At 61.2% G+C, this 23,865-nt stretch carries 19 protein-coding genes, 1 pseudogene and 1 riboswitch; of the genes and pseudogenes, 11 read left to right on the forward strand and 9 right to left on the reverse strand.

Annotated elements, in window-relative coordinates; translation table 11 throughout:
• Positions 1 to 293: 293 nt before the first annotated feature.
• From MVA01S_RS00370 to MVA01S_RS00380, 3 genes are all read right to left on the reverse strand, one after another.
• Positions 294 to 1,385, reverse strand: coding sequence for a fatty acid desaturase family protein (locus MVA01S_RS00370; RefSeq protein ID WP_003929805.1), 1,092 nt, complete (start codon positions 1,383 to 1,385; stop codon positions 294 to 296).
• 200 nt (positions 1,386 to 1,585) lie between these two features.
• Positions 1,586 to 2,260 carry an SIMPL domain-containing protein gene (locus MVA01S_RS00375; RefSeq protein WP_003929806.1) on the reverse strand — a complete coding sequence of 225 codons (675 nt, stop codon included), beginning with the start codon at positions 2,258 to 2,260 and terminating at the stop codon, positions 1,586 to 1,588.
• Between the two features lie 152 nt (positions 2,261 to 2,412).
• Entirely contained in the window at positions 2,413 to 3,063 is a 651-nt protein-coding gene (locus tag MVA01S_RS00380) for an NUDIX hydrolase (RefSeq protein ID WP_003929807.1), read from the reverse strand.
• A gap of 81 nt (positions 3,064 to 3,144) precedes the next feature.
• Positions 3,145 to 3,257, forward strand: a riboswitch (SAM riboswitch).
• A 29-nt stretch (positions 3,258 to 3,286) separates the two neighbouring features.
• Between MVA01S_RS00380 and MVA01S_RS00385 the strand changes: the two genes are divergently transcribed.
• The 4 genes from MVA01S_RS00385 to MVA01S_RS00400 all read left to right on the forward strand — a co-directional run bounded on the left by MVA01S_RS00385 (position 3,287) and on the right by MVA01S_RS00400 (position 7,549).
• The gene (locus tag MVA01S_RS00385; RefSeq protein WP_003929808.1) at positions 3,287 to 4,606 is read left to right on the forward strand and encodes an ADP-ribosylglycohydrolase family protein; all 1,320 of its coding nucleotides are present in this window, start codon (positions 3,287 to 3,289) and stop codon (positions 4,604 to 4,606) included.
• Positions 4,603 to 4,974 (forward strand): hypothetical protein, encoded by a 372-nt coding sequence (locus tag MVA01S_RS00390; RefSeq protein WP_003929809.1) that lies wholly within the window; start codon positions 4,603 to 4,605, stop codon positions 4,972 to 4,974. The genes MVA01S_RS00385 and MVA01S_RS00390 overlap by 4 nt, the downstream gene beginning before the upstream one ends.
• Positions 4,975 to 5,054: 80 nt before the next feature.
• Positions 5,055 to 6,488 (forward strand): ADP-ribosylglycohydrolase family protein, encoded by a 1,434-nt coding sequence (locus MVA01S_RS00395; protein WP_003929810.1) that lies wholly within the window; start codon positions 5,055 to 5,057, stop codon positions 6,486 to 6,488.
• 41 nt (positions 6,489 to 6,529) lie between these two features.
• On the forward strand, positions 6,530 to 7,549 hold the full coding sequence (locus MVA01S_RS00400) for a metallophosphoesterase (RefSeq protein WP_003929811.1): 1,020 nt from the start codon (positions 6,530 to 6,532) through the stop codon (positions 7,547 to 7,549).
• On the opposite strand, the gene MVA01S_RS00405 is transcribed toward MVA01S_RS00400, so the two are convergent.
• The 5 genes from MVA01S_RS00405 to MVA01S_RS00420 form a co-directional block, all read right to left on the reverse strand.
• On the reverse strand, positions 7,539 to 7,853 hold the full coding sequence (locus MVA01S_RS00405) for a hypothetical protein (RefSeq protein ID WP_003929812.1): 315 nt from the start codon (positions 7,851 to 7,853) through the stop codon (positions 7,539 to 7,541). The two genes, MVA01S_RS00400 and MVA01S_RS00405, sit on opposite strands and share 11 nt — an antisense overlap.
• A 26-nt stretch (positions 7,854 to 7,879) precedes the next feature.
• Complete coding sequence (locus tag MVA01S_RS31145) at positions 7,880 to 8,281, reverse strand: hypothetical protein (RefSeq protein WP_144033035.1); 402 nt, start codon at positions 8,279 to 8,281, stop codon at positions 7,880 to 7,882.
• 202 nt (positions 8,282 to 8,483) lie between these two features.
• Entirely contained in the window at positions 8,484 to 9,041 is a 558-nt protein-coding gene (locus MVA01S_RS00410; RefSeq protein ID WP_064635219.1) for a hypothetical protein, read from the reverse strand.
• Positions 9,034 to 9,543: a hypothetical protein gene (locus tag MVA01S_RS31695; protein WP_003929813.1), complete on the reverse strand. Its 510-nt coding sequence runs from the start codon at positions 9,541 to 9,543 to the stop codon at positions 9,034 to 9,036. The genes MVA01S_RS00410 and MVA01S_RS31695 overlap by 8 nt, the downstream gene beginning before the upstream one ends.
• Before the next feature lie 94 nt (positions 9,544 to 9,637).
• Complete coding sequence (locus MVA01S_RS00420; protein WP_144033036.1) at positions 9,638 to 10,570, reverse strand: hypothetical protein; 933 nt, start codon at positions 10,568 to 10,570, stop codon at positions 9,638 to 9,640.
• A 572-nt stretch (positions 10,571 to 11,142) separates the two neighbouring features.
• On the opposite strand from MVA01S_RS00420, the gene MVA01S_RS00425 reads away from it, so the two are divergent.
• On the forward strand, positions 11,143 to 12,516 hold the full coding sequence (locus MVA01S_RS00425) for a hypothetical protein (protein WP_051015243.1): 1,374 nt from the start codon (positions 11,143 to 11,145) through the stop codon (positions 12,514 to 12,516).
• A 299-nt stretch (positions 12,517 to 12,815) separates the two neighbouring features.
• Here MVA01S_RS00425 and MVA01S_RS00430 read toward each other — a convergent pair.
• A pseudogene (locus MVA01S_RS00430) lies at positions 12,816 to 13,557 on the reverse strand (fatty acid desaturase family protein); the annotation flags it as partial.
• Between the two features lie 150 nt (positions 13,558 to 13,707).
• Here MVA01S_RS00430 and MVA01S_RS30100 point away from each other — a divergent pair.
• From MVA01S_RS30100 to MVA01S_RS00455, 6 genes are all read left to right on the forward strand, one after another.
• Complete coding sequence (locus MVA01S_RS30100) at positions 13,708 to 14,709, forward strand: GTP pyrophosphokinase (protein WP_003929817.1); 1,002 nt, start codon at positions 13,708 to 13,710, stop codon at positions 14,707 to 14,709.
• A 465-nt stretch (positions 14,710 to 15,174) separates the two neighbouring features.
• The gene (locus tag MVA01S_RS31155) at positions 15,175 to 15,783 is read left to right on the forward strand and encodes a hypothetical protein (RefSeq protein WP_144033037.1); all 609 of its coding nucleotides are present in this window, start codon (positions 15,175 to 15,177) and stop codon (positions 15,781 to 15,783) included.
• 978 nt (positions 15,784 to 16,761) lie between these two features.
• Positions 16,762 to 18,762, forward strand: coding sequence for a sigma factor-like helix-turn-helix DNA-binding protein (locus tag MVA01S_RS30105; protein ID WP_157895602.1), 2,001 nt, complete (start codon positions 16,762 to 16,764; stop codon positions 18,760 to 18,762).
• A gap of 194 nt (positions 18,763 to 18,956) precedes the next feature.
• Complete coding sequence (locus tag MVA01S_RS30110) at positions 18,957 to 20,993, forward strand: DEAD/DEAH box helicase family protein (protein ID WP_159426293.1); 2,037 nt, start codon at positions 18,957 to 18,959, stop codon at positions 20,991 to 20,993.
• A 176-nt stretch (positions 20,994 to 21,169) separates the two neighbouring features.
• A complete protein-coding gene (locus MVA01S_RS00450; RefSeq protein WP_081529007.1) occupies positions 21,170 to 23,302 on the forward strand; it encodes an AAA family ATPase in 2,133 nt (710 codons plus the stop codon).
• Between the two features lie 7 nt (positions 23,303 to 23,309).
• Positions 23,310 to 23,846, forward strand: coding sequence for a hypothetical protein (locus MVA01S_RS00455; protein WP_144033038.1), 537 nt, complete (start codon positions 23,310 to 23,312; stop codon positions 23,844 to 23,846).
• Positions 23,847 to 23,865 lie beyond the last annotated feature (19 nt).

A 23,865-nucleotide genomic window follows, 5' to 3' on the forward strand; every position in this document is an offset into this window, starting at 1 on the left:
CTCTCCCCCCGCCACACCTGATCTCCCCGCGGTTCAACAGCCGAACCGCGTCGAGGATGAACTGATGCCGAGTGAGAATGTATGCGGCATATTCCTTTTCGAGCAGATGGTGTCAGCGGGTGAGACGATTCGGCAGGCTTCTCGCCGAGGGCGGACTTGCGCCCTCCAGCGGTCTGACGCCGCGGCTGCCACAAACCGCGCAGGGGCCACGGCGTTTCCGAATGGCAAACCCAGCCTGGCACTAACGCGTGAACATCCCTGACGCCAGCGGCGACAGACGAGATCGTTGAGCGCTACGCGGTGTCGGCGGCGCGCAGAAAGCCATCCGGGACTGCCAGTTTGTGGATAGTCCGCTGGGTCCGGAAGTACTGGCTCGGGAACGATCCGGTGTTGTACGGCAGGTCGTACTTCTCGCACAGTTCCCGTACGCGGACACTAACCTGCGCGAGGCGGTTGCTCGGCAGGTCGGGAAACAGGTGGTGTTCGATCTGATAGCACAGGTGCCCACCCAAGAATGCCAGCAGCGGGCCGGCTTTGAAGTTCGCCGCCCCGAGCATCTGGCGCAGATACCAATCGCCTTTGGTCTCGCCCTCGAGCACTGCCGGGTCGAACGTCTCGGCGCCATCGGGGATGTGCCCGCAGATGATGTTCACGTACACCCACACGTTCCGGAGAAGATTCGCGCTGAGGTTGGCCGCGAGCGTTCGACGCCACCGTCGCAGACTCAGGGCCGGCAGCACCACATAGTCCTTGCTCAACTGCCGGGCGACCTTGCCGAGGAACTTCCGCTTCTCCGCTGCCACAGCAGCGGGCGTCTCCCCCCGATCCCGCTCCGAGCGCAGCCCGTGCAGGGCGATACCCCACTCGAACATCGCTGCCAGCAGCAGGTTTCGCACAGGAGTCGACAGGTAGACCCGACGCCACGGCTGTTCCGTCGTCACCCGCAGCCAGCGATAGCCGATGTCCTCGTCCATTCCGAGCACATTGCTGAAAATGTGATGCCGATAGTTGTGGGAGTACCGCCACTGTGCCGAGGGCCCCACCATGTCCCACTCCCAGTTACTGGAGTGGATCTCGGGATCGTTCATCCAATCCCACTGTCCGTGGGAGATGTTATGGCCGAGCTCCATGTTCTCGATGGATTTCGCGAACGCCAACGACGCGGTGCCCAGTACCCAACCGGCCTTCGACCGGCTGCCGGCGATCACCAGACGCGCACCGACCTCAAGCGCCCGCTGGAACGCGATCGTCCGGCGGATGTAGTTCGCATCCGCTTCCCCGAGGGACTCCTCGACGTCACGGCGAATCGCATCGAGTTCGTCCGCGATCGCTTCGATGTCGTGCCTGCTGAGATGGGTGTAGGTGGAGACATCGGCGATCGCCATCAGGGGGTGTCCTCGGGTGGGTTGCGTAGATCGGCAGTCCAGCCACCGTCGGTATCAACAAAGCACCCTAAGGCCTCGGACTTCACAGCAGGCATCCAGGTTCGACGGGGTGGCCGAAATGGCCGCGCGACCAGCGGTTGAACCACGACACCACCCACAGGGTCCGAAGTATCCGGCCGCCCCCCTGCGTGCTGGAGTACCTAGGAGGCAGTCACGAATCGGGCGTCGACTGTCGCCGACACTCTGATGTCTTCGGGCACGAGTGCTACGGCGGGGCCGCCGCCAGACGACTCCGGTGCCGCGTGCAGCGGTCCGATCCCGCCGTCGCCCTGAGAATGCGATTGGGCACCGAGCATCCCGGCATCGGCGATCGCAACGGGACGGACCGTTCCGAGATCGAGGGCGTCGGCGTAGAGCTGCGCACGGGCTGCCGCATTCCGAACGGCGCCGGTGCGGACTTGCGTGACCAGTTCGTCCCGGCTTTTCGTTGTGAGCGCCCACTTGACGTACGAGAGTTCGAATCCTTCGGTTCCGGTGACGTGCCTTTGCACCCACTGCGACAGCGTGGTGAAGTCCCGGAACTTGACTTCTAGAGCGATGCTCGCGACGTGGACCAGCGGGAGCTCCTCACCGTCGTCGTTGAAGGATCGACGCGTCCAGGTACGCAACTGTGCCGCTGACCACGACATGACGGCGCCGTCGTCACCGTCCTTGAGCCGGAGGACTGATTCCTTCACGACGTCGAGGTCACGCGCCACCTGGTCGTAGACCCAGTCCATCTCGGGGCCGTGGTAGCTGATGGAGGCGTGCACCGTGGCCCGCTCGGGCGGCCGGAACGCAGAGTACGAACCTCGGACCGTGATCTCAGTTGACATGCGGGCAAGCTACCGGGGAGCACTGACAGCAGAAATGGCAGCACAGCAGCTGTCTTAATGCGCGCATGACAGCAGGGGTGCGACTGTCTGGACCTACTCACCGGGCTTGATCGGTCAGACGCACTACGCGCGGCCTATTGGATCGCACAGCCCTACGCCCGCCGGAACAGTTCCGCAGGCCGGCCCCTCCCCCTGCTGCTGAGGACGCCGGTCGGGATGAGCTGGGGTTCCATCGTGCGGCGGAACCAGTCGCGTTGCAGCGGTGTGCCGGCGATCTGCTCGTGGGCCAAACGCAGTTCTCGGATGGTGAACTCGTCGTCGAGCAGATGGTCCGGGTCGGGACTCCGCGTGTAACGCTCACGTAGATAGCCGAGCGCGCGGGCGATGATGTCGGCGTGATCGAAGGACAGCCGACCTGGGCTGTCGACCGGCATCAGCCGGGTGGACTCGGGCAATCGTTGCGCCAGCCGCTCCTGTCGCACGACGTCGACGTGTGCGACCGACAGCACCCAGCCTCGGTTATCACGCCCTGGTTCGTCGAACACGTGCAGCTGCCGGGGCGCCAGGCCATCCACGTTGGCCTTGAATTTCAGCGACCGCTTCACCGCATCGGCGAGCCGCTCCCCCTGGTGCAGGAACGTGCCGGGAAGTCCCCAGCCGCGCTCGTTCTCGCGGTGCACCTGCAGCACCACCAGGCCATTGCGCTCGTCGAGAGTGAGCACCGCGGTGTCGACCGCCACCGAAGGCCGCGGGTAGTCGGCCAGGGTCTTGCCGCTGCGGTCGCGGTACGGGCCGGCGGTCATACCCTCCACTTTAGAGCATCTGTGCGCTAATCTCGGCCGGCTTCTTCCGTCTGTCGGAGTCCGCGCGTAGCATCAGAAGCGCTTCACGAGTTGCCGTCGCCAAGCTCCGACTGGACGGTACGCCAACCCCACGCTCGTGGGTGGCTCGGATGACGAAGCGGCCAGCACCAACCGGTGCCCGGCAAGAGCACCCTCTCCGGGTCCTGAGTCCTCAGGAGCTTCCATGAGCACCTCTGGCACGACTTTATCCACCGCGCAACGTGATCGCGCCGCAGGCGTCCTGCTCGGCGCGGCCGTCGGTGACGCACTCGGGTCGGGACGCGCGTCTGGCCCACTCACCTGGTCGGCCAACACGGCAGCGACGGTCGCCATCGCCGAGATCGCCTCGAGCGGGGCAGATCTGCGTCAGCAGTCGAGCCTGGACTACATCGCCGAGCGCTGGCGCTGGCTGGGCCGCACTGGCATACAGACCGCCCCTGGGAATAGCGCGTTGGTTCGGGCAGCACCGATCGCGTTGTCGGGCCTCGCCGATCTGACATCTCTCACCACGGCCGTCCACGCGGTCACGGCGCTGACGCATCAGGACGCCGAGTCGGCCGAGGCCTGCATGCTGTGGTGCGCGGCGATCCGGCACGCGGTCCTCTCCGGGACCCTCGACGCCCGCATCGGTACGGGACAGCTCGACCCGCAAGGGCAGGTCATGTGGGAGCGCCGGCTCACCCAGGCCGAGGAAGCGGCGCCGACGGTGTTCGCAGCCGAGAACGGCGGCGTCGTCGCAGCACTTCAAGTAGCATGGTCGGCCATCGCGAATACCGCACTACCGGAACATGATCCACGCAGCAGCATGTTTCGGTCCGACCATCTGCGGACGGTCATCGAGGCGGCCGCGCAAATTGGCGGGGACAGCGCCGCAGTCGCGTCGATTGCGGGCGCACTGGTCGGCGGCGCGTACGGCGCGGCGGCTGTGCCGTGGCAGTGGCGGATCGGCCTGCGGGGATGGCCCGGGCTCAACAGCCGCGGCCTCGTGCATCTGGCCGAGCGGATCACCGATCGTGGTCGGCCCCGTCCACTCGACCGCACCTACGCAGCCTGGCAGGGGTACCCCTCCCCGGTGCGCCACCCGCATGACACCCAGCTGTGGCTCGGCGCGGCGGCCTCGCTGCGGACGCCACCTGCCGGTGTCGACGCAGTGGTGTCGCTGTGTCGGATCGCCGACGGCGACATCCCCGCCGGTGTGATTCACCTCGACGTACGACTCGACGAGGAAACCACGGCCGACCTCGACTTCGTGCTGGTCGACACCGTGCGCGCGCTTGAGGCACTGCGGGCGAACGGAAGAACTGTCTTCCTCCATGGGCTGCGCGCCACTAGCCGAACACCGGCCGTCGCCGCGCTCTACGGCGCGCGACGGTCCGGGACGGACATCGAGTCATCGCTCGACGATGTGGTCACGACGCTTCCCCAGGCCGAGCCGTCCGCCCGACTGGTCGCGGCACTGCACAGGGTTCACCCTGTCGGCGCCCCGGATGCCGGCGCGCGATGAGCACCGGAGCCGCCAAGCGGCCGTCGACGCAGGCATCGCTGGGTTACGACGACACCTGGGGACCGTACTGGGATGCGATGTTTCGGCCCGCGTTGGTCACCGCGTGGATTGACTGGAAGCGATGCTCCACCGGGGTGAACGTTGCGCGCGCGTTGTGGCGCCAGCGGGAGTATCTGCGTCGGGTGTTCATGGAAGTCCACGGTGACGATCCCGATGGCTGGCCCTCCCACCATCCCGGGGTGGTCCTGGACGACGTCTCCTCCTCCGGATACGCGGCCTGTCTGGGCTGCCCATGGCTAAATGGGCGTGAGCGTCCCCCGATGCTCGCCGCGCGACGCCACGAGACGTCCGGTGGGGACGCCGACTGACCATGGATGTCGGCACAATGCGCTACACTACAGATAGTTAGCGCAGATTCGCGCTAAATGGTTCGAAGGGGGTGGTCCACATGGCATCACGCGATGATCGGATCGAAGGGGTACTGCTGGCGACGGCCGCGGGGGACGCGCTCGGCGCGCCGTATGAGTTCCAGCCGCCGCGCGGTCCGGAGCTCGACGTCGTCATGGCCGGCGGCGGAGTGTGGGAGCCGGGCGAGTGGACCGACGACACCGCGATGGCCGTCGCGATCGCCGAGGTGGCAGCCACCGGAGCTGATCTCCGCGACGACGCTGCGCAGGACGCCATCGTCTCGCGTTGGCTTGACTGGTCCCGCGAATCCAAGGATGTCGGCGTGCAGACGGGATCGGTGCTGCGGTCAGCTGCCGCGGGCAACGGAATCACCGCGGAGCGGGCCCGCACCCAGGCCGCACTGCTGCACCAGCAGACCGGTCGCAGCGCGGGCAACGGGTCGCTGATGCGCACCGCCCCGGTGGCCCTGGCCTATCTCGACGACGAGGACGCGATGGCCGACGCCGCCCGCGCGATCAGTGCGCTCACCCACTACGACCCCGAAGCCGGTGACGCATGTGTGCTGTGGTGCAGCGCTATTCGGCACGCCGTGCTGACCGGTGAGCTCGACATCCGGGTCGGCCTGCGCCACCTCGACGCCGCGGCGCGGGCGGTGTGGGCGGAACGCTTGGACCTGGCCGAAGTTTCGCGACCGGCCGACTTTCCGACGAACGGGTGGGTGGTGTCCGCGCTGCAGGCGGCGTGGTCGGCGATCACAACGACACCGATGCCCGAGAATGATTCGGCCGCCCCTACGTTCCGGGCCGATCATCTGCGCCACGCCCTCGACGCGGCGGTGCGAGCGGGTTTTGATACCGATACCGTCGCCGCGATCGCCGGCGGGCTGCTCGGCGCCGCGCACGGCGCGTCGGCGGTACCGCTGGAATGGCGGGCGCTGCTGCACGGCTGGCCCGGGCACACCGCGCGGGAGCTGACGCAGCTGGCTCGCTCGATTGCCCACGGCGGCAGGACTGATCGCTTCGACGGGCGTTATGGCGGGTACCGGACCGGCGCGCTGGCACCGCACCCGTTCGACGACAAGGTGCTGTTGGGCGGGATCGGCGCCCTGCACGATCTACCCGACGAAGTGGACGCCGTGGTGTCGCTGTGCCGGATCGGCGAGGACGCCGTGCGCCGCGACATCCCGCACGTGGAGGTGCGGCTGATCGACCGGCCGGATGCTGATGAGAATCCGCATCTGGATTTCGTTCTGCTGGAGGCGGTCCGGGCGATCGAGCGGTACCGCGACGATGGTCGGATCGTGCTCGTGCACTGCGTGGAGGCGCTGAGCCGCACACCCACGGTCGGGGCGCTCTACGGTGCGCGACTGCGCGGGGTGCCCACCGACGAGGCGCTGCAGGCCGTGTGCGGCGTGCTGCCGGATGCGTCACCGAATCCGTCGTTCCGGGAAGCATTGCACCGCATCGCTTCTTGACGGTGACAGACTTTGTCCAGTTCGAAATGAAGGGGGACGCGATGACTGAATCCATCGCTCACGGGTACGACATCATCGGCGACATCCACGGATACGCTGACAAGCTCGAGGAGCTGCTGCTCGCACTGGGGTATCAGCAGGCGGGCGGGACCGGCGAGTACCGCCATCCGCACCGGCAGGTCATCTTCGTCGGTGACCTCATCGATCGCGGCGGTCAGCAGCTGCGCACGCTGCAGCTGGTGAAGGCGATGGTCGACGCCGGCAGCGCCCGAATCGTGATGGGTAACCACGAGTTCAACGCACTGGCCTACCACACGGAATGGCCGGCAGGTAGCGGGAAATACCTGCGCCCCCACGACGACCCGGACGACAAGCGGTCGGCGAAGAACATGCGCCAGCACCGGGCGTTTCTCGAGCAGGTGACCGGCGACGAACGCCGGATGTTTCTGGACTGGTTCACCACCATCCCGGTGTGGCTGGATCTCGGCGACCTACGCGTCGTGCACGCCTGCTGGCACCCCGAGTCGATCGCGGTGATCGAACGGGAATGCGGCACCAGCACGCCGTTCGGCAAGTTGGAGAATCTGGTGGCGGCCAGCACCAAGGGCGACCCGCTGTATGACGCGGTGGAGACCCTGTTGAAAGGCCCGGAGATCAGCCTGGTCGAGCACGGTCAGGAGCCGTACCACGACAAGGACGGCCACTCCCGGAACAACGCCCGGCTGCAATGGTGGAACAGCGCCGGTCACACGTTGCGTGACCTCGCCGAGATGGGCGGTAACTTCACCACTGCCGACAAGAAGCCCTACCCGCCCCTGCCCGAACTCGAACTGCCGGAAGGGCGCCCGTCCTACGTCTACTCGGACCACGTGCCGGTGTTCTACGGGCACTACTGGCGGAGTGATGATCCCGAGCACGGCCACGACTGGACCGACTACACCGCGTGCGTGGACTTCAGCGCCGGCAAGGGCGGGCCGCTGACAGCCTACCGGTGGTCGGGAGAGAAGCAGATCAAGCCGGACAAATACTTTCGGTGCGGGGCGGAATCTGTCACTCGTTGATCGTTTGAAGTGACGGCTCCCCCAGCGCCCCCAAAATCTCGTCGATGCACCCGCGGACCTCGGCGGTGAGCTGCCCGGCGTTATCCCGGGCCGCTGCGTCGCTGGAATCCCACTCACGGATGATCTCGATTCCGGGCCGAATATGGATCTGGCGCTTCGCCGGCTGCTTATTCACCCACAGGTCGAATCCCTGTCGGTCGTCTGGATCCGCGTATCGGCGGCCGATCAGCCAGTCCCAGAAGGCAATGCTCTCAATGTCCGCCCGTCGGCGTGCCCCGGCACGATTCTCCCGGAGGTCGTCCACCCATTGAGTGACGTACTGCCGCCCCGTCAGGCGCCGGCATGGGTACACCGCATTGCTGCCGCGGAGAACGGGAAGGCCAATTGAAAGTTCGGACGAATGCGCCAATGGGACGAAGCTTCCGCATTCACGAGGACACTTGCCTGTGATGCGCTGGAGTACACAGAGGAGTACTGACTCTTCAATTCTGCGGGCCAACAAGCAAGCTTGATGGCGCCGCATTCGGACCACATGTTGATGCGCTCAACGGCAACGACCTTCGTCTTTGGAAGCTTCACCGAGACACTGGGCGGATATACGTCACCCGAGGTGGCATTGACCGATCCCGGCAGTTGGTCGCCGTCCAGTCCGGTGGCGGTGCGCAGGATTGCGAAGAGGCGCTCCAAGACCAGATCGCTGTCTCCGCCACACCGTGCGAGATCCGTGCTCACCTCAAGCTCCTCTGGTCAGTTGCTTTGCATCAAGCCGCTTGTACCCGCTCGTGCGAGCTGTCACGTCGTCCCTCACCAACTTGGGCTAGGCGCCGTTCTGGATGTCGCCTCGGTCCCATACAGCAGTTAGCGACGGTGGCTTCCGCTTCGGCGAACCCATCCTTGGTCGTCGACGTTCGGGCCTTCAAAGCCGCCACATCAGTCAGCCCTCACATCCGTCGCATCTTCCAGTCATCGGCAATGTCAAGAAACACTCGGGACAGAACTTAGGCGGCTCTGCCTCTCTTGCTCTCGCTCTCTTCCATTCCCGCGCAGCTTTCGCTTTCGGCGTCAGTGTCGGCTCACCCCCGCCCGGAGGCAGATCAGCACCGTAGTAGCGATAGCACTCCAACCGATCCACAGCGGCATGGTCATCGAGGTGCTCGACGCCGTCCGGGATCGACCTTCCGTAAGCGCGTAACACCTCGGCGTAGCCCTTGCCGACGGTGCCCTCGGCGCTGACGCACAGTGACGTCAGCGGCGGCAATCCTTCGCGCACTGCTCGGTCGAGAACATAGCCGAGAATGTTGCCCACCCAGTTCTGAACCAGTGCACCGTAAGTGATGTGCGTGGCCTCTTGAACCAAGACCGTGAGGTCTTTGTACGTGATGTAACCGTTGTAGGTCCTGGCGGTGCTGACCAATGCCTGGAACGCGACAGGGCCCCACTGCTCCATCGCTGCGGCGACCGAAATAGATCGCCCGTTCTGATCTTTAGGCATGCTCTTCACCCTTCCCGGCGGTCCGCAAAGTGGTCTGCGCCGACTTGTCGACGCCAACGCGAAGCTTGTTACGTGCGGTGTCGAAAGGATTCCGAATGCGCATAGCGTCACCCCTGCCCGCGACGATGTCGCGCCGGGCGTGCGTACCGCTCGTGCACGTTCGCAACCTGAACGGACCAGAACTCAAGCTTGTCCTCCGCAGTCGCCGTGTTCGGCAGAAGACCGAGCTCAGTGGCGAACTTGTAGAACCCCCCGGACCCGCATCATTGCGGTTCAGATAGGCGACGATCGCCGAGAGCATCACCTTGCTGTCGCCGATGGTCTGTTGGACCGCGTCGCCGAGAATGTGGCCGAGTGCAGCTCTGTCACTTTCAAGGTCGAAGTTGAAGGCAACGTGCCCGCGCCGCGCCAACCCTGAATTCAGATCGCTGTAGCTCACGATCCGTTTCAGCCGGGCTTGGTCGGCGAGAATCGCCACTGTGTCGTCGCCATCGATTCCCACTCGTCGTCACTACGCCCAAATTTCATCGACTCCCCTTACACCGCATCTCCCGAATCTGACGACTACTCCCGCAGTACGTTGCGCGATGCACACCTCAGCGCTCTTGATTGCGGTGGCGCAGCTTCTTCAATCCCGACTTCGCGGCGACCGATGTCAACCTCCCGGCCTTGCCTGCCGAAGACGCAGCGGCGCGCAGCGCAGCTTCACGGCTAAGGCCTGCCTTCGCATTTGGATCAGGCGGCGTGATTTGATCACGGTTCGTACTCGCAACGCTATGGCGAACCTCAGGCGTCAAGACCGTGGCAGAGATCTCCGATGCCTCCTGATGGCCCTGATCGATCGCGCTAATCTGCTCGGTAACGTCGTGAAGACCGATGTCGCTCAAGCCTTGCGCCCTGAGCCGAGCATCGTCGAGTCGCGATCGCGCGCGTTGGCGTCGTTCGTTGCGCGCCGCAACCTGGCGCTCGCCGACTCGCTTGGCCTCCTGTCTCCGAGCCGGTTCCGTGATGCGGTCGGACAAGCTCTTCGCGGTTACTGCGCTCTGCTTGAGCGCCTTTTCGACGTCTCCCAGATGAGCGACGATTTCTTTGATTTGATTAGCCGCGTTTTCCATCGTCGTCCGATCCTCCTCGGAGGCATCGGGCCGAAGATCGCGGACTGCGGCTGACAGCTCAGAGGACACGACGGCCCGCTCTGCCGCAGCGAAGACGAGACGGTCCATCTCCACCTTGCCGAGGACTCCACTCGTGTAGGCCACGCCCGACTTCACCGAGCGGGCGGCGCGGTAGATCCGGCGCATGCTGGCCTTCACCTGTCGCGGAGCGTCCGGATAGTGGACCTCGCAGATCACATATCCGCCCTTTCGGCGCTCCATCTCGGCGTACGCCCAAAGGTAGAGAGCACCCAACAAGCCAAGGAGGACCAAAAGAAGTGCCAGTGGGACGGCGAAGATAATCGCGACGGGACCCATCGACCAGAACAGCGCAACGGCCACCGCGACGATCAGGGCGGCGACGGCGATCGCCAAGCCTTGCAACCACCTCATGAGGTTGCGTGCGGGATCCTGCACGTCGGGATTGATCGCCCGGCATCGTAGCTGTCGAAGCACTCGGTACGCATAGCCGGCGCCGACTCCCGCAGTGATCAGCGGTAGGGCGGCACCCCCGCCAGATGCTCGTTCCATTCGAAGATCGTCCCCTTCCCCACCGACGGACTCGCATAGACGCTGATTGAGCAAAGGCGACGCTCGCGCGACTATCACCCGATGTCGCCACGTCGTCTCCCAGTTTTCCCGGCGCGCGGTGTCCGATGCCCCCATGCTAGACAGTCCATGCCATATTGTGCTGAGTGTCACTCGTTTGCTGTTGCGTATCCCCCGTGCGGACGTCTGGGAAACCAAACCGAACACTTCACCATCGACGTCGAGAATTAGCAGGCCACGACCTGCGCGGTCGCTACCACTCAGCAATGAGACATCGAAACTCATAGGCTGAGGAAGTTGCTCCACAAACCAAGCCTGTCGAGGCGACCGTGGATCCTGCGCCCCGACGGGGTATGACTCCTCCCAAGAAGTGCGACCGTAGCAAAGGGGGCTTAGAAGTGGCCGATCAGTCGGACCCAGGAAGTTCGCAACGTTCTGCGGAGATTTCAGACGGCCTACCAGCAGTAGAGCAGGAAGGAGAGATTGCCGTCTGTGTCCAGTCCGAGGGCATTCTCGTCGCCGGGGATCCCGCTGAAATCGATGCGTACATCGATCGAATCCGGGGCATCACGGGCAAGACGATCGATGTGATCGGCGCAGATAGGGCGTCGCTTGGCAATGCGGCAGGTTTGGCCGCGGGTGCCGCCGCCTTCTTAGGGCAATCTGCGAAATTCGTGCAATTGCATCCCGACAGCCTCAAAGCGATCCAGAAGGGAAAGCTGATCCCCGGCACCGACGGCTTCTATCGAATGATGACCCGCGGTGCGGACAAGAAGTTCGTCAGCCAACTCCAGTGGAAACACGCGAATCTCAATCCAACCCGCATGATGTCGCTTCAGATGGTCGCGGTGCAACTAGCGCTCAAGACGGCCATCGCTGAAGTCGAACAATCAGTGCAGCGCGTCGAGGGCAAGGTCGAAGAGGTCCTGAGGCTCGCCCACGCAAACCGGTCGGGAGACGTATTGGGTGACCGCCTCACAATCGATCGGATGGCGGCATACCTCGATAGGAATGGGTCCTTCTCCGACGCCGACTGGGATGCGATCGCCACGATCGGCCCGTCACTGACTCGCACGGTAGAACAATTGCGCCATCACGCGGACCGCACGCTGAAGTCCTTTGACGCGTCCAAGCCTATTCAAGATCGCGCGGAGTTCATTGTCAGAGCCGTGGAAGGCGACCAGCTCGGAGAGACACTCGGTCTGCTCGTCGTCGCTCAAGAGTCTTTGTTCAAGTGGCAGCGACTGCGCCTGGCTCGCGTCGAAGCCACACAACCCGAGCACCTTCAGCACGTACTCGACGACGCGCGCGACCTCCTGACTCGGCAACTGGCCGAGGACGCGGCGCTTTTTCAGCGCGCACGTGGCATTCTCGACGCCGTCGCCAAGACCGAAGCCATCGACGGTTTCCGCTTCTGGTCGGTACAGGGTCTCCAGCGCGATCTACCTCTGCTGCGCGCGGATCTAGACAGGTTCGCGAAAGCGAGACGCGCGCAATTATCGGAATGGCAAGAGTTCAAAGCGCCGACCGCGCGGGATGCGGCGACCGCGGCAATCGACATGGCCAGTGACACTGCGACCGCTGCGCTGACCGCAGCGAGCAACCAAGCCGCGCTCGCTTTGGAAGTAGCCAGCGACGGTTTTGAACGACTCACGGGATTTTTTGGTCGCTCCCGCGACAAGGCCCGTCCACTGCGGCGCGACAAAGACGGGGACGGTGATCAGAAATCGAGTGGCGCCGGCGATTCAGACCCAGGTGTCGGTTCGGGTTGAATTGTGAGCAGTGCGTTCCGTCATCGAGCGACATTTGATTAGAGCCCAACCCGGAATCACCTGCTCACTTTTCGATCAGCGCTGACAGATCTATGTATGGTTCAGTGTCATGTGTCGGCACGGGGACGGTCGGCACACTCGCGCGGGGCAGCTCATGGGGCGGCAGCTTCCACCGTCGACAGCACAACTAACCCGTTCCGTCGTCGAAAACGCTCGCAGCACAGACCCGGCCGATCGTTCGTGACATCGGAGCGACGGGCGTGCTGCGCTCAAGTTTTACTCGCAGCTTCCGGCGACGGTCAGAAGCTGTCGGGGACTGCCAGCTTGTGGATGGTCCGCTGGGTCCGGAAGTACTGGCTCGGGAACGATCCGGTGTTGTACGGCAGGTCGTACTTCTCGCACAGTTCCCGCACGCGGACGCTGACCTGCGCGAGACGGTTGCTCGGCAGGTCGGGAAACAGGTGGTGTTCGATCTGATAGCACAGGTGCCCACCCGAGAAGGCCAGCAGCGGGCCGGCTTTGAAGTTCGCAGCCCCGAGCATCTGCCGCAGATACCACTCGCCTCTGGTCTCACCGTCGAGCACCGCCGGATCGAATGTCTCTGCGCCATCGGGGATGTGCCCGCAGATGATATTCACGTACACCCACACGTTCCGGAGCAGATTCGCGCTGACGTTGGCCGCGACCGTTCGGCGCCACCGTCGCAGACTCAGGGCGGGCAGCACCACATAGTCCTTGCTCAACTGACGGGCGACCTTGCCGAGGAACTTCCGCTTCTCCACTGCCACAGCAGCGGGCGTGTGCCCACGGTCCCGTTCCGAGCGCAGCCCGTGCAGGGCGATACCCCACTCGAACATCGCTGCCAGCACCAGGTTTCGCACGGGAGTCGACAGGTAGATCCGGCGCCACGGCTGTTCCGTCGTGACCCGCAGCCAGCGGTAGCCGATGTCCTCGTCCATGCCGAGCACGTTGCTGAAAGATGTGGTGCCGATAGTTGTGGGAGTACCCCCACTGCGCCGAGGGCCCCACCATGTCCCGCTCCAGACTCGGAGTTGCCGCGCCGGTTCCCCCGTCGCCGACGTAACCGACGAATGTCCCGATAAGCGAGAGCCGCAGCCGCGAGAACTGATTTTGAGGACTTTTCCGTCGCAGCCCGCTCGCATTACCCGCACACTGAGTGATACTGGCTAAATGAGCGCGGAGCAAGCTGACTACGACTTCGACCGGTGGCTCGCGGCCTTCGACGGCAACATCGAAGTGTTCGTACGGCTACGTGAGGAAGTGCAGTACGCCGTTGAGTCGGCTATCAAGGCGTCGGGAATCAAGGCCCACACAGTCGTTAGCCGAGTCAAAAGCCGCGAAAGTTACCGGGAAAAACTGGAACGCAAGCAATATGCCGATCCAATGCAGCAGATGCACGACATCGTTGGCGCTCGCATTGTATGCCTTTTTCCGGACGATGTAGAGAAGATTGGCGCAATTCTCGGCGATACGTTCGAAGTTCTTCACTTTGACGACAAAGGCAAGGGCATCTCGCCCGAAATATGGCGATACGTCTCAGTCCACTACGACTGCAAGATAAAGAACATACATCAGGGACCGCGGTATGACGACATAAAGGACTCTGTATTCGAAGTTCAGGTTCGTACCATTTTGCAAGATGCTTGGGCGAACGTTGAGCACTACCTGGCATACAAGGGTGCCAGCAGCATTCCAGCTTCGCTGAGGAGGGACTTTAGCGCTCTTGTAGGACTTTTTCACGTAGCTGACAAGAGCTTTCAGCAGATTTATGATCAGTCGCAAGCCCTCGATGATCAAGCTTCTCAAGAGATGCTCGCGACACACAGGCCGCCCGCGAACGATGCACACGACAAGATTGACATTGACCGCAGTACCGTAAAAGCGCTATGCAAGCAGCTCTATCCAGATAGGCGGCAGTCACCCGACTCGGCTTACTCAGATTTCGTCGAGGACCTTGCGACAGTTAACTTACGCGACCTCGATGGACTTCAAGAGCTAATTACAGACGGACGCAAAGAAGCAGAGGAAAGAGAAGCCACGTACCTTGCTAACCATCAAGGATTTCAACCGCTGACGGATATTGGAATCGCCCGATTGGCCGTATCGGTGGTTGTACCCGAATTCAAACAGCTACAGCGAGAACGTCGCATTCGGCCCACTGCTTACGAATAAGTAATGCCATCAGGCCGATAATCTACCTTATCGACTCCAACAGCTCTCGCCCTACCCGCGCATCCAAGAAGCTCCAGCGAGGGGCTAGCTAACTCTAGCCAATACGCCAGAACCTTCCCAGCAAGGGGCCTCAAGCGATAAACTGACTTAAGCGGTGGCCATCTCGGCAGGCAAGTGTTCGAGGGCTCCGTGACGCGTCCTGCCCAAAATGAGTGAGCCGTAAGCGATTGAAATATAGCGAGAGCGCGAAGTGTGCAACCCACTTGAACGGTGGCGTTCGAGCCGCTGGCCGAATCGACACAGCGTCAACTTTGATCTTGATGGGCGTCGCGTCCCATGAAGCCTGAGCACTACTACGTACGAGACGAAACGTCAGCCACCGCGCACCACTGGGACTACGTGAACGACCGGGCAACGCATGCCCTTTGCGGCCGACGGTACCAGGGAGAAATTAGATACGAAGGCGTGGACCGTCCACGGTCGGTCTGTCGCGCATGCCAACTATCGCTTCCTGTCTACGAGGCAACTTGGTGGCAGCAGGCCGCCCGCGTTTTAGAGAAACGATGCAATGAACTCAAATCCGCTTTAGCCGGATCGCAGAAGGAGTGCGAGCGGCTTCAGAACCGCGTGGGCGAAGTGGATCATCTTTGCGCAGGGCGTGTCGGGAAGTCATCCTCTCGCCCCTATTTCGTGCGCGACGCGGCCTCCAAATTCGCGCACCACTGGTCCTACACCGACGGCGCAACCGATACAGCGCTGTGTGGGTATCAGTTCACTGGGCAGATTAGCTACGAGGGTGACGAGCGCCCGTTGAAAGTGTGCCGACAATGCGAGGAACGTGTGGTGAAACTCGACTCCGCTTGGTGGCGCGCGATCGCGCAGACCGCCGAAAACAATCGGCGTAAGTTCCAACAGCGATCGGATCGCGCGACCAACGAGCTCCGGAAACTTCAGCGGGCGTATGCCGAACTCTCCAACAAGTACGACGATTTGGTTCGGCTTCAGCACGCGAACGGTAGTGCCGAGCCTTGGAACCGTATTCGCGATCCACTTCTCAACCTATTGAACGGATGATTGATCTCGCTGTGTTGCCAAGATTCGCCGAAGAGCTGACCTAAGCAAATGGGAAAACACCATCGCCCAGACGATGACCCATTCGCCGACCTCCGGGCGGAGGCCGTTACGTTGCCCTCGTCGTTGTCAGAGATGCTGGCAATGTGCGAACAGGTCAATGATTGTTGGCTGTTCCCGAGGACGGGGAATTTCGCATGCACCGTCCCAGACAACGACGGTGGGCCAGCCCCACGCAATGCTCCACACCGCTGGGCGTGGATGGTCGCCAATAACCGTATGCAGGAGGGCCTCCCGAGCAACGTGACGGTAAGGCACCGTTGTCACGACAAAGCGAGCTGCAGATTCGCTTCGAACTGCGCACACACTCGCTGCTGCAATCCCGCCCATCTATACCTGTCAGCGTCTGGGTCAAAGCACGAGCTTTCTCCTGCGATGCTCGAGGCTTACATCGACGGCACGTTCATCCCTGGTCCAGTCTTCGGTGAAGACCTTGAAGAGATCGCCGCAATGTGCGACCTCGAGGCCGTACCAGGATGTTGGCTCTTTACCACGCGGTCAATGGTGCCGTGCCGCAATCGGTGCGACAACAGCGAGCGGTCGCAATTACCAAAGTTCACTCCCCATCGGTGGACCTGGGCCGTTGCACACGGTCGGACCGTTGCCCCCATTCCTAGTAGCATGTTTCACATCCGTCGCCGATGCGGGCAAGGTACTTGCTGCAATCCAGATCATCTGTACGTCACCGGAGTGGACGGTGCAGAGCTGACGCTAGAACAAGTTGATCGTTTACTTGAGCCCAGATCATCGGGTATTCAAGCCGCTGACATTAGCGAAACCGCGCCGGAGCTCGAGCTCCTGCCCCCGAGGATCGACACGGACCACTCAGGTCATCCCGGCACCCAATCGACTGTTAGTCACCATGTAAGTCATTCCGAGATCCGGCTTTCTTACACTGCGTGGATCGCTTCGAATTGTCCAGTGCTCAGCACCGTGGCGAGTGAAATTGCGGTGTCTATACACCCATGGCCAGACTTCGCGGTCGATAAAGCTGTGGTGAATGCACTTGTAGCAGAACTGCATCCGGCCGCTAACCTGTGCCATCCCGATATTCGACTGATCGCCGCTGACCGCTTACTCCGCATGGTGGACGTCGCTGGCGAACTCGACGAACCACGGCTAACTGTGGATTTTCTCGCGGCAGCACACGCACTGGATGCGTGGGAGCCTTCATCCTTTGAGGAGGCTCAGGCGTACAGCGAGGTCTTACACCCGCTGTTATCGATGCGAACAGGCTTCTCGGCATCCGCGGACACGTGTTCAGTTTTAGGGAGGGCCTCCTCCTTTTCGTCTGCCCTCCCCGTAGCTGGGTTCAAGGGAATCGTTAACCGTGACGAAGGGTTCGAGAACGACGAGCCCGTTCCTGTTCCGACCCTGCCCGCGGCGGCACTCGGCTGTCTGCTGCCGAAGGTGGCGATGACTGGGTCGCGCGATTTGGGGGTCTTGTTGGGTGGTGGACCTGTCGGTTTCGACGTCGCGAATTTAGCCGAGGGAACCGACGTTGCAATGGTTCTTTCTTTGTTCACTCGGTACCTCTCGAGCCTCTCCGAACGCGACCGCGACATTCTCGTACAGCGTCATTTCAACCTCGAGCGCCCGCCAACCCTCGATTCGCTGGGCCGCAAATGGGGTGTAACGCGGGAAAGGGCGCGACAGATCGCACGGAGCTTCGAACGATCTGTCGACGCGGCGTTCGGCGACGAACTTCGAACAGTGTCCCACCAGCTGCTTAGCCCTCTCCACGACTTCGCATTACCAACTGCCGATCTTCACAAACTGATCGGTCTGTTTGCACCAGATGAGCCTTCTACTGACATTGTCACCGTTGCGCTTCTAAATACCGACGGCACATGGGTGCACGACGCCGGATGGAGTACTACAGTATCGACTTTTGGCAAGATCGCTGCCGGCGTCGAAGCCTTAAAAGAGTGCACCGACGGCTACTGGTCGGTGTCACAGGAGGACGCGAGCCATTACCTTACTCCGCACTTCCTCCGCAGTAGTCATCTCGAAAGCTACCTTCGCGACCGTCTCGGCTGGGTCGCAGTAAAGGACAGGTGGTCGCTTCGCGGGTCGAAGCGAAACCAGATTGCCACGGCACTCTGGGCTATCGGGCGGCCTGCCACAAAGGCTGAGATCGCACAAGCAGCGGGAGTCAAGGACGTCAACCAGGTATCGAACCATCTGGGCAACATTCCGGAAGTGGTTCGCGCCGACAAAGAGCGGTGGGCCTTCGCGGGCTGGGTCGAGGATCCTTACGACGGCATAGTTGGTGAGATCGAGCAACGCATCGATTCACACGGCGGAGCTGTCAGGTTCGAGCTCCTCCTCGAGGAGCTTCCCGCCAAGTTTGGAGTGTCTGCGTCCTCAGTTAAGACATACGTTGCCACTGATGCGTTTATCCTCGACCACGGACTGGTACGCCGCAACAACTCAGATTATGTCGCTGGAGACCCACGACTCCAGGCTGGCGCGACGAAAGTAGGCGAACTCTGGGGCCAACGAGTTGTGCTGCATCAACGCCACTTCGAGGGATACTCGCTGGCCGTTTCGTTTGACATCGCCTACGCGAATGGGCTTCGCCCAGGCGACGACATTCTGGTTCCCACAAATGAAGGCGACGGCCGCGTTAGCGTTAGCTGGCAACGACACAACCCGAGCCGCACTGTCTTCATCGGCAGAGTCGCGCGAATGCTCACACATCTGGGATGCGCTTCGGGTCAAACGATCTCACTAGTTCCCTGCCGGAATTTCGTGCACTTCGTCACCGATAGCCAAAGTCCCGTCGACCGACTTGACGTAACCACTGCAGTAGAGACACCTCGTTTCGACGTAGCGCATCACGAGGCATCTCGCTTCCTTTCCATGGACAAGTCGGACCGAGTAAGGGACCCGCTGCTCGACTTGCTGGGCGGTGACTGATGCTAGGAGGATTGAAAAGTTGGTCGGGGTGGAAGCGACGCTATAATTCGCCGCCTGACGATCTTATTGAGTCCTTCTATGTACCGGCGTTCGCTAGATCAATCAGGTACGACCGCGCTGTCGGCTTCTTCTCATCTCACCTACTCGCACAGATTGCACCATCCATAGACCAGTTCGTCGTAAATGGTGGTGTCATGCGGCTTATTACGTCGCCCGCACATCTCAGCGACGATGACCTCGAAGCAATGGGGAAGGGCGAGGAACTGCGAAAGCGCTTGAAGGAGGATCTCTTCCAAGCTATCCGCACCTCCATACCCGGCACGGTCTTGAACGATCGCCTCCAATTGGTCACATGGATGGTAGGCACCGGACGATTACAGGTCCGGATCGCTCTACGTGAACACACAGAGAACTACTCACTATTTCATGAGAAGATCGGCGTCTTCTCAGATAGTTCCGATTGTTGGATGACTTTCACTGGTAGTCCAAATGAAACGATGGGCGGGGCCGTCAGACACTCGGAATCGTTTCCGCTGCATCGGAGTTGGGCCGGAAAAGATCAGCGCGCATACGCCGCCGAGGAGCGCCATCGATTTGAGGAGATCTGGGATGAGCGTGTTGATGGCATTGCCACTTGGACAGTCAACGACTGGATCGCCGAGCCAATGCGCCAGCAGTTCGGCTCACGAGAGCCCTACGAGCACACGATCGCAAAAACTACTGGCGCACGTACAACTGTGCCTCCAATATCTGAGGCGAAACCGGACGTGACACTCCCTGCCGACGGAGTGAGCCTGCTCCCCGCAATTCCGACCGACCTTCGGCTGCACGACTTTCAACGGGATGCAGTCAACGACTGGCTTCGGTCCGGTGGTCATGGCACCTTTGCTATGGCAACGGGCACCGGCAAAACGGTAACCGCGCTTGCAGCGGCAACGCAGGCATCCACCTACGCTGCGCGGCGCGATCGGCCGCTTCTAGTTATCGTCATCGTGCCGCTTCTAGATCTCGTCGACCAGTGGGCTGCCGAAGCTGAGCGATTCGGCTTTCGCCCGGCGAAGTGCCATGGCGACTTGACAAAGCAGGAACTTGGCGCCGTCAAGTCCGCCTTCTCATCAGTGCGGTCCTCGACGGGTCAACGTACGGAGATGGTCATTACTACAGCCGGCAGTCTGACACCTCAGTCCTCGAATTCCGACGTCGAAAAGCACTTCCTTCAACGGCAGCTCGCAAGACACCAGGGCTTACTAATGGTTATTGGAGATGAGATGCACGCACTCGGCACTCCGCCACGGCTCGCAGCGCTACCTGTTGAACCCACATTTACCCTCGGGTTATCCGCGACACCAAAGCGTCACGGCGACGAGGTAGGCACCGAACGCCTGATCGATTACTTTGGTGCAGTAGTAATATCGATCAGCATTAAAGATGCAATCTACAAGTACAGGGCTCTAGTCCCGTACGAGTACCGCATTGAGCGCGTCGACTTAACCGGCGACGAAGCAGCGCAGTACAGAGTCATTTCTCAGCGCATCGCAGCTGCGTACGCCGCCGGCGATGACGAAGCTGCCGAGCGACACATCAGAGCTCGTACGCGGCTCATCCAGCATGCTTCGAACAAATTGGGGTGCCTTCGGCGACTGTTAACGAACGGACTCGCCGTGGCTGACCATCAGCTGGTGTACGTCGCCGAGGGCAAGGATCCCGCGACTGACTTAGCCCAACTCGACGAAGTGGAGTCGATGATGCGGCATGACTTCGGAATGCGTGTGGCGAGATACTACGGCGAGACCGATCGGTCGCGACGCGCTTTACTGCAGGACCAGCTGGCATCTGGAGATCTGCAAGCGCTGATAGCGATGAAGTGTCTCGACGAAGGCGTCGACATTCCCTCTGCTAGAACCGGCGTAATCATGGCGTCGACGCAAAACCCACGTCAGTTCGTTCAGAGGCGCGGGCGCCTACTGCGTCGAGATCCCAATGGCCCGAAGTCGCATGCCACTATTTACGACTTATTGGTACTGCCCGAGCGTGCGGACGCATCAACAGATTCGGAGAAACGACTCCTCGGAGCCGAACTCTCACGAGCTGTTGAATTGGCTGATGCCGCGCGGAATCCTGAGATCCGGTTCCAAGTAATTGAGTGGGCGTACGAGTACGACCTCGATCCCGAAGAGTACGACTGGATGGCTTTGACCGATGGAGACGATATGCAGGAATGGGTGTCATGAGCGCGTTTGAAGAACGTATGAGGAAGATCGCGGCGACGATGTCTCCTGAGGCGAAAGAAGTTGTGCGACAGGTTATTACGAGCGAATACAGGTTCCGCTTCGCCCAGCGCAACGAGCTCTCGGAGTCCTTCGCTGCTTTGGCGCTAAAGGTAGCCAAGAACGACGGAGAGGAATAAGTGAAGTTCGTATCGCTCCGGCTTCGCAATTGGCGCTCATTCCACGGCGACAATCACATCGAATTCGCCACGGACGCCGATAGACCAGTCACCCTCTTATTAGGACCGAATGGTGCCGGTAAGACTGCGTTGCTTAACGCATTCACGTGGGTGCTCTACGGACAGTTCACGCAGGGCTTCGATAATCCAGACCAGTTGGTAAATCTCGAAGCAGCGGAGCTAGAGCCGACTGCCCAAGCGAGTGTCGAACTTGTGATCAAGCATGACAATGACGAATACCGGATTCGTCGAGTGACCGACGCTCAGAGCCAATCTTCGGATCCCACAGGGACCCTGGTCGTCACTAAGAACGATCAGAGGGCGGTCGAAGACGACATCTTTCGGATACTGCCACCACCGTTGAAGGACCTCTTTTTCTTTCCTGCTGAAACATTCAGCACAGCAAGCGTTCTCAAGGGAGACACTCCGGGTGAGGGCACCTCGTTCGACGTCGGGACCGCGATTCGCGCCTTGCTGTCCGGCGATATCTACGATCACGCATTCACGGATCTCAGCGAAGCGATGAATAGTGAAGCTCTTAAACCACCGCAGAACTACCGAGACGACACCATCGATGCGGCGCGAAGGAAGTACGAGCAAGCGCAAGCCGAACTCAATGACTCGGAGGAGCGGCGAGACAAGCTACCCGGCCTCCTCGCACAAGCAAGAGAGCAGGCTACGAAGGCGAAACTTGAAGCAGACAGGTTCAATCCCGATGAGATGAGAAAGTGGGAGCTGCGCTACCAGCAGCTGGATGCTGCAGTCAAGACGGCTGACAACCGGGTGGCGCAGGCACAAGGCTTGTACATCGACCTCGCCCGTTCGGCTCATCTCCATTTCTCTCAGTGCGCGGTGACGGCAGCAGTCGGAAGGCTTGACCTTGCAGAGTCTGGGGGGCTGATGCCACCCCGCATCCACGAACATGTGCTCGATCGCACGCTTGAAACTCGCCGCTGCTCTCTGTGCGGCGAAGGGCTCACATCTGCGGGCGAACGGCGAGTCGGAGCTCTCCGCGAACGCGTTGCGGACGCCCAGGTTGCTATTAGGGGAGTTGAAATTAGAACGATGCTTAGGCAATACGAAAGTGGGCATGCTGCCGAACTCGAGCGTCTGCGCGCAATGATCACTGTTCTAGCCGAAGCGTCCGGCGTGGATAGACCACCGGCTGACGCCGACATGAAGATGCTGAGCTCGGTCCTCCGCACCTGCATCGACGTCGCAGATCGGCTGCGAACACAAGCCATACGCGAGTTTGACGAGTTTAAAAGCGCGTCCGAAGTTGACCGACCGGCGGACGGAAAGAACCCTGTCGAGATAGCCATGGTCAAACAGAACCTGCTCGACAGCCTCATGTCCGAGTCAGTCAAGATTCACGAGACCGTGGAGACGCTAAAGGCCGAGGCTCGGAGGCTCTTCACCGACTACGAGACCAAATCCGGCAAGAGTAAAGATCATGCTCGCAAGACGCGAGCGATCGCGATATTGAACGAGGCGAAGAATTACTTCGATGAGGCAAAGCGCGGTCTCGAGAAGTTCGGGCGCGAGGACTTCGAGAATGCTATCAACACCACCTATTCAGAAATGATTCGCAAAGACATCCATATTTCCGTCGGAGATGATTTCAGCATCCGAGTCTTTCGCGCGGGAAGTGTCGACAGACTTCCGCTGTCACAGTCAGAAAAGGTACTCCTCCTCATTGCGTTCCTTGGCGCAATCGCTAGGCTCGCACCACATTACGAGAAGATCGCAGAAGCCGGTCAGCAGCTAGTTCGAACAGGAGGTGTTGAGGTGTCTAAGGGTCAGGGCTTTCCCGTGGTCCTCGACGCGCCTACGAGCCCACTGGACGACGAGTACGAGGTAGAGGTGGTCACAGCGCTTCCGCGACTTCTTCCACAGATAGTCATCCCGGTGTCGGCGAAGTCAGTCGCGGTGTGGGAGCTGATCAAAAAGGATGTCGGCGCCACATATGTGATGGAGCTGACCGCTAAGAACGCAACTAATCGGACCGTGCACTGGAACGGTAAAGATCATAAGTACAGCACCCAGGATGACGGTGTCACGCCCGCGCGGACCCGCATCACGCGGATAGGTTGAGCAACCGGTGGCCAACGTATCTATCTACCCCGAACATCGCGACATCCTGGACGCGTTGATTACGACTGCCAAAGTGTCTTCGCTAGCCGGCGCTACACGTACTGGACCATTTCCCGCACAGCGGGATGCGTACGTCTTTGCTGCAGCCATCGCGATGGCCCGCGGAAACCCACGTAGTGAAGCCGACATGCCGACTGCTAGGAAGGACGTCACTACAATCCGCGACCAAGTCTTCCTAGGAGCGAACGGAGCTTCGGCCCTTGCGTACGCGGTCACACTAATCGAGGACCACCCCGATGAGTCTGCCGAGGCGACGCTGTCCCGACAGCTCGATCTCCTGATGGACGATAAGCTTCAGGATAGGCTCACCGCGCTCGATCGTTATGCTTACGCCGGATTCGAGTGGCTTAAGACGAATCAGGCAGACGAACGGACGACCCGAGAATTAGTGTTGACCGCTCTCGATGAGATCGCCTGTGTGGCAACGGGTCCTGGCGAAATACCGCAGATTCATGATCCGCTTCTCGAGATGTTGCTCGATTGATCGCTCATTATTGACCACC

Source organism: Mycolicibacterium vaccae NBRC 14118 = CIP 105934 (genome assembly GCF_001552715.1).
Taxonomy (GTDB): domain Bacteria; phylum Actinomycetota; class Actinomycetes; order Mycobacteriales; family Mycobacteriaceae; genus Mycobacterium; species Mycobacterium vaccae.